The organism is Nocardiopsis trehalosi NBRC 14201 (genome assembly GCF_001552555.1).
Classification (GTDB): domain Bacteria; phylum Actinomycetota; class Actinomycetes; order Streptosporangiales; family Streptosporangiaceae; genus Nocardiopsis_B; species Nocardiopsis_B trehalosi.
In genome coordinates, this window is record NZ_BCRK01000199.1 from 1 (window position 1) to 11,013 (window position 11,013).

At 78.0% G+C, this 11,013-nt stretch carries 8 protein-coding genes; 7 read left to right on the plus strand and 1 reads right to left on the minus strand.

Annotated elements, in window-relative coordinates:
- Positions 1 to 185 precede the first annotated feature (185 nt).
- From murQ to NT8_RS24305, 7 genes are all read left to right on the plus strand, one after another.
- Positions 186 to 1,115 carry an N-acetylmuramic acid 6-phosphate etherase gene (murQ, locus tag NT8_RS24275; RefSeq protein WP_067974209.1) on the plus strand — a complete coding sequence of 310 codons (930 nt, stop codon included), beginning with the start codon at positions 186 to 188 and terminating at the stop codon, positions 1,113 to 1,115.
- A gap of 131 nt (positions 1,116 to 1,246) precedes the next feature.
- Complete coding sequence (locus tag NT8_RS24280) at positions 1,247 to 2,398, plus strand: exonuclease SbcCD subunit D (RefSeq protein WP_067974188.1); 1,152 nt, start codon at positions 1,247 to 1,249, stop codon at positions 2,396 to 2,398.
- Entirely contained in the window at positions 2,398 to 6,135 is a 3,738-nt protein-coding gene (locus NT8_RS31080) for an AAA family ATPase (RefSeq protein ID WP_067974191.1), read from the plus strand. The genes NT8_RS24280 and NT8_RS31080 overlap by 1 nt, the downstream gene beginning before the upstream one ends.
- A 1,125-nt stretch (positions 6,136 to 7,260) precedes the next feature.
- Positions 7,261 to 7,935, plus strand: coding sequence for a TetR/AcrR family transcriptional regulator (locus tag NT8_RS24290; protein WP_067974195.1), 675 nt, complete (start codon positions 7,261 to 7,263; stop codon positions 7,933 to 7,935).
- A complete protein-coding gene (locus NT8_RS24295) occupies positions 7,932 to 8,276 on the plus strand; it encodes a DUF6204 family protein (RefSeq protein WP_067974198.1) in 345 nt (114 codons plus the stop codon). The genes NT8_RS24290 and NT8_RS24295 overlap by 4 nt, the downstream gene beginning before the upstream one ends.
- A 656-nt stretch (positions 8,277 to 8,932) precedes the next feature.
- Positions 8,933 to 9,595: an AAA family ATPase gene (locus tag NT8_RS24300; RefSeq protein WP_067974203.1), complete on the plus strand. Its 663-nt coding sequence runs from the start codon at positions 8,933 to 8,935 to the stop codon at positions 9,593 to 9,595.
- 12 nt (positions 9,596 to 9,607) lie between these two features.
- Positions 9,608 to 10,021, plus strand: coding sequence for a hypothetical protein (locus NT8_RS24305; protein WP_169805255.1), 414 nt, complete (start codon positions 9,608 to 9,610; stop codon positions 10,019 to 10,021).
- On the opposite strand, the gene NT8_RS24310 is transcribed toward NT8_RS24305, so the two are convergent.
- On the minus strand, positions 10,014 to 10,925 hold the full coding sequence (locus NT8_RS24310) for a TIGR03621 family F420-dependent LLM class oxidoreductase (RefSeq protein WP_067974206.1): 912 nt from the start codon (positions 10,923 to 10,925) through the stop codon (positions 10,014 to 10,016). The two genes, NT8_RS24305 and NT8_RS24310, sit on opposite strands and share 8 nt — an antisense overlap.
- Positions 10,926 to 11,013: the final 88 nt, after the last annotated feature.

Genomic DNA, 11,013 nt, shown 5'->3' on the forward strand with positions numbered 1-11,013 from the left:
GCCGCCCGCCGCGCACGCTCCGTACCGAATCCGCGCCCCCCGGGGTGGCGTGCGCGCCGGAATGAAAATAACCTTCTTCTGTGACCGAAGCATGGGAGAAAACCAACCTGGAGATCGGCCGCACCGATACCCGGGCCCCGGAGACCCGCCACCCGACGACCGCCGCCGGGCGCCCGCCCGCCGAGCTGCGCGACCAGCTCGCGACGCTGGCGACCGAGGCCCGCCGCCCCGACCAGGCCGACATCGACCGCCGGTCGACGCTCGACCTCGCGCGGGCGATGAACGACAACGACGCCGAGGTCCCCGCCGCGGTCGCCCGCGCGCTGCCCGCGATCGCCGCCGCGATCGACGCCGTCGCCGAGCGGATGCGCCGCGGCGGCCGGCTCGTCTACATCGGCGCGGGCACCGCCGGGCGCATGGGCGTGCTCGACGCCAGCGAGTGCCCGCCCACCTTCAACACCGCGCCGGGGCAGGTGGTGGGGCTCATCGCGGGCGGTGACGGCGCCATCCGCACCTCCGTCGAGGGCGCCGAGGATGACGACCGGCAGGCGGCGGCCGACCTCGACCGGCTGGACCTGCGCCCCGAGGACGTCGTCGTGGGGATCTCCGCGTCCGGTCGCACCCCCTACGCGGTCGGCGCGGTCCGGCACGCGCGCGCCCGCGGCGCCCTCACCCTGGGGCTGGCCGCCAACGCGGGCTCCGCCCTCGGCGCCGCCGCCGAGCACCCGCTGGAGATCGTCACCGGGCCCGAGCTGGTGTCGGGCTCCACGCGGCTCAAGGCGGGGACCGCGCAGAAGCTCGTGCTGAACATGATCTCCACCATCACCATGATCCGGCTCGGCAAGACCTACGGCGACCTGATGGTCGACGTCCGCGCGACCAACGCCAAGCTGCGGGCGCGCTCGCGCCGCATCGTGGCGCTGGCCACCGGGGCCGACGAGGGCGACATCGAGGACGCGCTGTCGGCCACCGGGGGCGAGGTCAAGGACGCCATCCTGATGCTGCTGGCCGGGGTCGGCGCCGCCGACGCCGCCCGGCTGCTGACCGACGCCGGCGGCCACCTGCGCGCGGCCCTGGAGGCCTCCGCCGCCCGCACCGGCGGCGAACGGCCCTGACCACAGCGGGGCGAGGGCCGGGGCCGCCGCCCCGCTCCCCCGCTCCGGTCGGCGGTCGGCGGGGCCGGGCGGGCGGCCCGGCCCCCGCTTCCCCCCGCGCCACCCCGGCGACTCCAGTACAGTCGCGGAACATGCGGCTCCTGCACACATCGGACTGGCACCTCGGCCGGTCCTTCCACCGCGAGAACATGATCGAGGCGCAGGCGGCCTTCATCGACCACCTGGTGGCCGCGATCACCGCCGAGCGCATCGACGTCGTCTGCGTGGCCGGCGACCTCTACGACCGCGCCCTGCCGTCGGTCGAGGCCGTCCGGCTGTTCGGCGAGGCGCTGGGCCGCATCCGCGACACCGGGGCGCGCGCCGTCCTCACGAGCGGCAACCACGACTCCATGGTGCGGCTGGGCTACGCCACCGACCTGATCGACGCCTCCGGCGTGCACGTGCGCAGCTCGTTGGAGGGCATCGGCACCCCGGTACTGATCGAGGACGAGCACGGGCCGGTGGCGTTCTACGGCATCCCCTACCTGGAGCCCGAGATCGCCCGCCACCACTGGGGCCTGACCGAGCGGGGGCACCCGGCGGTCCTCGGCCGCGCGATGGACCTGGTCCGGGCCGATCTGGCGGCCCGGCCGGAGGGCACGCGCTCGGTGGTGCTGGCGCACGCCTTCGTCAGCGGTGGCGAGCCGTCCGACAGCGAGCGCGACATCTCGGTGGGCGGCGCCTCGCACGTGCCGGTGTCGCTGTTCGACGGCGTCGACTACGTCGCGCTCGGCCACCTGCACGGGCGGCAGGCCATCACCGACCGGGTCCGCTACTCCGGCTCCCCGCTGGCCTACTCCTTCTCCGAGGAGCACCACGTCAAGGGGTATTGGATCGTGGACCTGGACGCCTCCGGGCTGGCGGGGGCCGCGTTCGCCGAGGCGCCGGTGCCGCGCCCCATCGCCCGCATCAGCGGGCGCATCGACGACCTGCTCACCGGCGACCGGTGGGCCGCCTACTCCGGGCATCGGCTGCAGATCACGCTCACCGACCCGGTGCGGCCCGCGTTCCCCATGGACCGGCTGCGCGAGCGCTTCCCGCACGCGCTCACCCTCGACTTCGCCCCCGAGGACCCGCCCGAGGAGGACGGCCGCACGTGGGCGGAGCGCACGGCGGACCGGTCCGAGACCGACCTGGTGCTCGACTTCGTGGACTGGGCGCGCGGGGCGCCCGCGGGCGCCGACGAGGAGCGCCTGGTCCGCACCGCCTTCGAGGAGATCCGCACCCGGGAGGCCACGCGCTGATGCGGCTGCACACCCTGACCGTCCAGGCGTTCGGGCCGTTCGCGGGCACCGAGACCGTCGACTTCGACCGGCTCGGCGACGGCGGCCTGTTCCTCATCCACGGGCCCACCGGGGCCGGGAAGACGTCGGTCCTCGACGCGGTCTGCTTCGCGCTGTACGGCAGGGTGCCGGGGGCGCGCGAGGCCGCCCGGTCGCCCCGGAGCAACCACGCGCCGCCCGACCGGCGGCCCGAGGTCGTGCTGGAGGCCACGCTGAACGGGCGGCGGCTGCGCATCACGCGCTCCCCGGCGTGGCAGCGGCCGAAGAAGCGCGGCACCGGCACCACCGAGGAGAAGGCCAAGGTGGTGGTCACCGAGCTGGTCGGCGGCGACTGGCGCGGCGTCACCAACCGGCCCGACGAGGCGGGGCAGCTCATCGACGACCTGCTGGGGCTGTCGCTGGACCAGTTCTGCCAGATCGTGCTGCTCCCGCAGGGCGAGTTCGCCCGGTTCCTGCGCTCGGACGCCCGTGAGCGGCGGCGGTCGCTGGAGCGGATCTTCTCCACCGGGGTGTTCGCCCAGGTCGAGGAGTGGCTGGCCGACCGCGCCCGCACCCTGCGGTCGGCGGCGGACGCCGCCGAGTCCGCCGTCGGCTCCGTCGCCGACCTGGTAGCGGAGGTCGCGGGTTCCCCCCGGCCGACCACCGCCCCGGGACCGGAGGCCGCGGGGACGCCGCGCTCGACCGCCACCCCGGCGTCGGGGACAGCGGGGACGCCGCGTCCCGCCACCGATCTGGACGCCCTGGTCCCGTGGGCGGCGGAACTCGCGTCGGTCGCCCGGGGCACCGCGACGGACGCGGAGGCGGTCGCCGCCGACGCGCGGGCCGACCGCGACCGGGCCCGGAACGCGCTGCGGGCGGGCGAGGAGCTGGCCGAGCGGCGCCGCCGGCACGCCGACGCGTCGGCCCGCATGGCGGCGCTGACCGCCCGCGCCGCCGAGCGCGCCGCGCTGGAGGACGAGATCGCCGCCGCCGACCGCGCGGCCACCGTCGTCCCGCTGCTGCGCACCGTCGACCACCGCACCACCCAGCTCGCCAAGGCCGAACTCGACGCCACCGCCCACCTCGACCTCGCCGGCGACCTCGCCCCGACCACCGACGACACCCCACCGGCCCGACGCCCGGGGACCACAGCGGACGACTCCGCCCCCACCGTCCACGCCCCCGACGGCGGCCGCAGCGACGGAGGCGACGGCCACGGTGCACACGGCACCACCGCCGGTCCGCACCCCACGGCCCTGGACGGCCCCTCCCCCACACCAGGGGCCGGCCCCGCCCCCGGAAGCGGCGCCGTCGCGCACACCGGGGGCACCACCGCACCCGCACACCACCCCGGACGCCCCTCCGGCCGGCCCGCCACGGGCCCCGGCGACACCACCCAACCGACCGCCGACGGCGGTACCGCGCCGACGCTCCCCCTCGGGGGCGTCCCGGGCGGCACCGGCCACCATGAGCCGGCCCCTGACAGCGGCATCGCCCCGGACGCCGGGCGTACCCCGCTGCCCCCCGCGAGCGAGGTGGCGTCCGTCGCGGCGTCGGACGACGGGTTCGGCCTGCCCGCCGACTGGGCCGTGCCCGATGCGGCCGACGGCGCGTGGCACCGCCCCGCCGCGTCGGCGACCGGCTCCGGCGACCGGGACCCGGACGTGGTCGGCGGGCCGGAGGCCGCCTCCGTCACCGACTCCGTCCCCGCCGCCGACGCCGACGCCGACGTGGACGGCACCGGCCCCGGGCCCGGCCCCAGCTCAGCCGACGACGCCGCCGGAAGGGAGCACGCCCTGCGGCCCGCCGAGGCCGTCCGGCTGCGGTCCGCCGAGCGGCGGCGCCGCGACGAGGTCGCCCGGCTGGAGCACCTGCGCGGCGACGCCGACCGGCGCCGCGCCGTCCTGCGCGAGATCGCCGAGATCGAGCGCCGCCTGGCCGCCATCGGCCCCGCCCTGGAGGGCCCCCGCCGCCGCACCGAGGAGCTGCCCGCCGAGCGCGAGCGGGCCGCCGCCGAACTCGCGGAGGCGCGCGGCCGGTCGGGCTCGCGCGAGCACGCCGCCGAGGCGCTGGAGGCCGCCCGTCGGCGGCACGGCGCCGCCGAGGCCCACGCCCGGATCGGCCGCGAGCTGGCGGCCGCCGAGCGGCGCCGCGTGGCGGCCGTCGACGCCGCCCAGGCGGCCGTGGACGCCCTCCACGAGGTGCGCAGGGCGCGCATCGCGGGGATGGCCGCCGAACTCGCCGCCCGGCTGGCCGACGGGGACGCGTGCCCGGTGTGCGGGTCGGCCGAGCACCCGCACCCCGCCTCGGGCGGCGCGGACCGCCCCTCCCCCGAGGACGAGGAGCGCGCCGAGGCGGCCGCCGAGGCCGCACGCCGCGCCCGTGCCGCCGCAGAGGGCGACGTCGCGTCCCTCACCGAGCGCCGGGCCGCCGCGGCGGAGGCCGCCGACGGGCTCGACGAGGAGGCCGCGCGGGCGCTCGTCGCGGAGCGGGAGGCCGCCGTCGCGGCCGTCGACGCCGCGGCCGCGCGGATCACCCGGCTGGAGGGCCGGGTGGCCGAGATCGAAGCGGCTCTGGACGAGGCGCGCCGCACCGTCGGCGACCTCGAACGCGAGCGGGCCGAGCTGGCGGAGCGCCGCACCGCCCGCGCCGAAGAGGCGGAACGGCTCGCCGCCCTGCTGGACGCGGCCCGCGGGGACGACCCCGACCTGGCGGCGCGGATCGCCCGGCTGTCGGGCGAGGCCGACCTGCTCGCCGCCGCGGCCGCCGCATTGGACCGGCTGGCCGCCGCCGAGGAGGAGCTGCGCGCCGCCGAACGCGAGGCGGAGCGGGCGCTGGCGGAGGCCGGGTTCACCGGCGCCGACGCGGTGCGGGCGGCCGAACGCGCCGAAGGCGTGCGCCGCGAACTGCGGGAGCGGGCGCGCCGCCACGACGACGAACTGGCGGCGGTGCGCGCCGTCCTGGACGACTCGGACCTGGCCGCGGCGGCGGCCCGGCCCGCCCCCGACACGGACGGGCTGCGCGCCGCGCTGGCGGACGCCGAGGCCGCGGCCGAGTACGCCCTGGCCTGGCGGGAGCGGGCGGTCCGGCGTGCCGCCCGCCTGGCCGAGCTGCGCGCGGAGTTGGAGGAGGGGCTTGCGGCGTCGCGCCCGGCGCGGCACCGGCACGCCGTCGCCGACGGTCTGGCCCGGCTGGCGGCGGGCACCTCGCCGGCCAACCGGGAGAGCGTGCGGCTGTCGGCGTACGTGCTGGCGGCCCGCCTGGAGCAGGTGGTGGCGGCGGCCAACGACCGGTTGGGCACCATGTCGGGCGGGCGGTACGTGCTGCGGCACACCGTCGACAAGGCGGCGGGCGACCGCACCCGGTCGGGGGGCGGCCTCGGGCTGCGTGTGCTCGACGCGTGGACCGGTCAGGAGCGCGACCCCGCCACGCTGTCGGGGGGCGAGACGTTCTTCTGCTCGCTGGCGCTGGCCCTGGGGCTGGGCGACGTCGCCGGTGCCGAGTCGGGCGGCGCGGACATCCGGACGCTCTTCGTGGACGAGGGCTTCGGCAGCCTGGACGAGGACACCCTGGAGGAGGTGCTGGAGGTGCTCGACGCGCTGCGCGACGGCGGCCGGGCGGTCGGCGTGGTCAGCCACGTCGCCGACCTCCGCACCCGCATCCCCACCCGCCTCACCGTCCGCAAGTCCCCCACAGGTTCCCACCTCACCCAGACCTGACCCACTCCCCCACCCCCGCGCCCCGTCGCACCCCACCCGCAAAGCCACCCCGGCCACGGCCCGACCACACCCCCCAACCCCCGAACCGGCGTGGACCTCACCGAGCCACCACCGCCCGCACCACCGGCCCGGCCGCCATGGACCTCGGCGTCCCGGCCTGGACCACACGTCGGCCCGTACTACGCGGGGTTCGCGCGGCGGGTCCGTTCATATGCGGACGAACGCGCCCGGCAACGCCCCACCGACCAGCGCCCCGGCCCCCGGCTCCCGACCCTGGCAACGGCGTGCCCGCCACCGAACACCTGCACCGCCGAACGCAGCGCCCCACCGACGCGGCAAGAGCACCGTCCGACCGCGTCCCCCGTCCGCCCAGACCGCCTCCACGCATCCGACCGGTGCCGCCTCCGGTCCGGCCGGACCACCGCCGCCGGTCCGGACCGAAAGCGATCGGCACGGCCACCGGGCCCCCCGAAGGCGACGCCACCCACCGACGATCTCCGCCCACCCGACACACGGATGATCCCCTCCGCCGTCCGCGTCGGCCGGACCTGGACCCGGAGGGCGCGGCCCTCCCGCACCCGCGTCCCGCCGGACCACCCGCCCTGCCGAAGCCGACCGGACACGGCGCTCCGCCCACCACCGTCCCGGGTCGGCACAGACGCCACCGGGCTGCCGCCGACCGCGCCGGTGACCCCGAGGACGCTTAGGCCGCCCGGCCCGAGCCGCCCCTGCCGCGCAGGGCCGGACGGGCGGTGTGAACCCCCATACGGGCGACGGTGCACCGGACGGCCTGGGGCAGAGGAACACCGCCTACGGAGGCCTGGGGCGCACGGCAGCGCCCGGAGGGCGGTGCCGCCCGGCGGCGGTCGCCCGTTCGGCGAGTGGGGGCGTGACTGCCTGGCGTCCGTCTCGGTCCGGGCGGCGGGGTGCGCTGGCCCGGCGTCCTCCATTGGCGGGGGTGCAGGGGCGAGGGTGGCCGACGGGAGTTGAAGCGGGAAGGGCCTCTCGGATCGGTACGTGCCCGGTCTCCGAGCGGGGCGATGGCGGTGCACGGGCGCATGGAGTCGAAACGCACTGTATTTTTGCAGTGGACTCCAACAATACGACCGATGCGGAGGCGGACGAGTGTCCGAACGGGAGGACAGCGGGGAAGGGCTCCGGGAGCGGAAGCGGCGGCGGACCGTGCGGCACATCGCCGACACCGCGACGCGGCTGTTCGTGGAGCGGGGCTTCGACCGGGTGACCATCGCGGAGGTGGCCGACGCCGCCGAGGTGTCGGTCAACACCGTGTACAACCACTTCCGGTCCAAGGAGGACCTGGTCCTGCCGCCGGAGGAGGCGTCGCCCCGGCGGCTCGCGGCGATCGTGCGCGAGCGCCCGGTCGGGTGCTCGGCGGCCGCCGCGGTGCTCGACCGGCTGCGCGCCGAGGTGCGGGGGCGCGAACGGGCCGTCGGGCTCACCGAAGGGTTCGCCCCCGTGCTGCGGATGATGACGGCCGCCCCCACGCTCGCCGCCCGCCTGCACGACCTCGGCGACCTCATGGTCGCCGAGCTGGCCGCCGACCTCGCCGCCGAGACCGGCGCCGCCCCCGACGACCCCCTCCCCCGCCTGGTGGCCGGCCAGATCGGCTGGGTGCACGCCCTCGTCTTCGGCGAGATCGGCGCGCGCGTCGCCGCCGGGGAGCGGCCGCGCGACGTGGCCGCCGCCGTCCTCGCCCTGATCGACGCGGCCGAGAGCGTCCTCAGCGAGCGCGTCCTCGGATACGCCGTCCGCAACGACCAGAAGAGAGGCCCGGCATGAACCCGCCCCCGGTGTTCCGGGTCACCATCCGCGGCCGCTTCACCGACCTCAGCGAGGCCGACCGCGCGGCCCTGCGCGCACGGACCGCCGACGACGACGCCTTCTTCGGCCCCGCCTACACCGAGGCGGGCACGTTGAGCTGCGACGCGGGGGCGACCGTGTTCACGTTCCGCTGCCAGGTGCCCGCCGCCCCCGACGACGACGAGGACACCGCCGCCCTCGCGGCACTCGCCGCGCTCGACGCCCACGGCCTGGGCTACGCCGACGATCCGCGCATCGACGTCACCGACCTGCGGAAGATGCGCGTCCACGACCGCAAACGGCGCCGAGGTCGCCGCTGACCACCGCGCCCGAGGGTCGCGGCGGCGGGCCGGGCGGAGGAGGGTGGACCGAGCCCGACGTGCGGGGCGGTCGCGACTCCCCCGCTCCGGCCCGTCGGCGCCCGGCCGGCCGGTCGGCGGCGGAGGGCCGCGACCACCGGCGTCCGGACGGCCCCCCGGGCGGGACGGGCTCGACCACCGGCGCATTCCCCACCAGGCGGTCCCCGAGCAGGCCACAGCGTCACCACCGGCGTCACGCCGATCGGATGGACCCCCGGGCGGACCACGGCGCCATCACCGGCACGCCGTCCGGGTGGACCGGCGGGTCGACCACGGCACCACCCCAGCACACGCCGCCCAGGCGGACCGCCGGGCGGGACGTGGCGCGGGCGCCGGTTCCCGCGTCCGGGGCCTGGGCACGCGCGTCCTGGTGGGGACGCCCCGAAGGCGGTCTTCCGTCGCGGCGCGCCCTGGGGGGCGGACGGTGTCGGTTCGCGGACGCGCGTACGGCCGGGGCCGGAACCACGCGCTGTAGCCGGGCGTTGGCCCGGTAAGAAGCGGGACAGCGCGAGAATCCGGGGCCTGAGGGAGGTGCGGGCCGTCCCGGGGATCCGCGGCCGCCACTCAGCGTGCCCGGGCGGGCCGCCCGTACCTCCTCCGGAAGGCGCACACCAGGAATGCCAACCTCCCTCCGACCCGCACCCGCCGCCCCGACGGCCCTCCGGACGCCGCCCGCCGACGTCCTGCGCTACCCCGGCCGGTCGCTCGTCCTGCTCGGCGGCGTCCCCGGCGCGGGCAAGAGCACCCTGCTCAACCGCCTCTACGGCCTCGACGGCACCGCGACGGCGACCGTGCGCACCAGCGACGGGGTCCGCGTGGTCGACTCCCAGCAGTCCCGCAATCGCCTCACCCCGCTGCTGCGCCGCGTCCCCTACCCGGCGTGGCGGTGGGTGGTCCACGTCCTGCACTACCTCCGGGTCGCGGCGGCCCTGCGCACCGGCGACCCCGTGGTGGTCCACGAGACCGGCACCCGGCGGGCGGTGCGCCGGCTCTTGGGCTGGTACTGCCGCCGGTCGGGCGTCGGCGTCCACCTGCTGCTGATCGACGTCGCCCCCGGCGAGGCCCGGCGCAGCCAGTACGCCCGGGGCCGACGGGTGACCGCGCGCAGCCACCGCGCGCACACCCGCCGCTGGCGGCGGGTGCTGGCGGCGTGCGGGGGCGGCCCCGGGGCGGTGCTGCCGGGGTCGCGGAGCCTGCTGCTGGTCGACCGGCGGCGGGCCGACCGGATCGGTGCGATCCGGTTCACCGCCGCCCCGGCGCCGCCCGCTGTGCGGCGGTGACAGAATGGCGGGGTGGATTCGCTGGTCACCATCGCCGTCTTCGGGATCGCCGGCGCCGCCATGATGGCGGCGCTGGCCGGTCTGCTGCTCATCGCCGCCGGGCGCGGCGCCGGAATCGCCGTGCGGGCCGCGTTCGGCGTCGCGTCGGTGGCGCTGCTCGTCGCCGTTCCGGCGCTGGCGGCGGCCGACCGCCTCGGCTCCGACCCGGGCACGGGGTTCGGCGGGGCGTTCGCCGCCGCGTTCGGCGCGGTCCTCGTGGTCTACGCGGTCAACGCCGCCGTCGTCCCGCCCGCCGCCCGCCGGGTCGCGGGGACGCGCGGCGCGGCGGCCCTGCCGCGCCCCTCCGCCGCGGTGCTCGCCGGGGGCCTGCTGCTGTGCGCCGTGCTGAGTGCGGCGGGCACCGGGCTGGCCACCGCCATCAGCTGACCCCCGCTTCCTCCCCTGCCAGGCGGCGCACCACCGGGATGACCCGCGCGAGCGCGTCGGCGAACGGCCCGTGGGTGCTGACGTAGCTGAACCCGTAGGCGGCGCGGCGGCGGACGATCTCGGCCGCGACCTCCTCGACGGTGCCGACGAGGACGAACGGGCTGTCGAGCACCGCCCGCCCGGTGGCCAGCCCGAACTCGGGGTGCGCTGCGGCCAGGTCGTCGGCGGTCCGCTCGGCGTCGTCGGTGAGCACGACGGCCTGGACCAGGACGTTGAACTCCGGGTCGCGGCCGTCGGCGTGCTCGCGGACGAACGCGACGCGGCGCAGCGTCTCCTCGGAACCCGCGAGGGTGAACGTCCCCATCGGCCTGCCCTTCACCTGGGTCAGCCCGCCGAAACCGACGATGTCGGCGTGCCGCGCCGCGACGCGCAGGGCGCGCTCCCCGTGGGCGCCGATGAGCAGCGGCGGCCGGGGCGCCTGGTGCGGGCGCGGCTCCTGGCCGCCCTCGGCGAAGAGCCGGTCGAGGGCGCCGACCGCCGCCTCCAGGCGGTCCACGCGCTCGGCGTGCGGCCGCCACGGGAGGCCCGCCGCGTCGAACTCCGCCTTCATGTGCCCGGCGCCGAGGCCGAGTTCGAGGCGGCCGCCGGAGAGGCGGTCGACGGTGGCGGCCTCGCGGGCGAGCAGCGCCGGGTTCCAGAACTCGTTGTCGACGACGAAGGTGCCCAGCCGGAGGCGGTCGGTGGCGACCGCGGCGGCGGCGAGCATGGCGAACGGGGACGGGGCGCCCAGGTGGTCGGGGGCGAGGACGGTGTCGTACCCCGACCGCTCGGCGGTCCGGCAGAAAGCGGTCCAGGCGTCGATGCCGACGCCGCCGAAGTTCACCCCGAAGCGGAATCTCCTCATGGCACCGATTCGACCGCACGCGGAGCCGGTGCGCCATCCGTTCTGCCAGGAGCAGACGCCCCCGCGCCGCCCGCCGAGCGGCGGGCGG

Coding starts and splice junctions, on each gene's coding strand:
- NT8_RS24280 (WP_067974188.1), top strand. CDS start 1,247: ATGCGGCTCCTGCACACATCGGACTGGCACCTCGGCCGGTCCTTCCAC.
- NT8_RS31080 (WP_067974191.1), top strand. CDS start 2,398: ATGCGGCTGCACACCCTGACCGTCCAGGCGTTCGGGCCGTTCGCGGGC.
- NT8_RS24295 (WP_067974198.1), top strand. CDS start 7,932: ATGAACCCGCCCCCGGTGTTCCGGGTCACCATCCGCGGCCGCTTCACC.
- NT8_RS24300 (WP_067974203.1), top strand. CDS start 8,933: ATGCCAACCTCCCTCCGACCCGCACCCGCCGCCCCGACGGCCCTCCGG.
- NT8_RS24310 (WP_067974206.1), bottom strand. CDS start 10,925: ATGAGGAGATTCCGCTTCGGGGTGAACTTCGGCGGCGTCGGCATCGAC.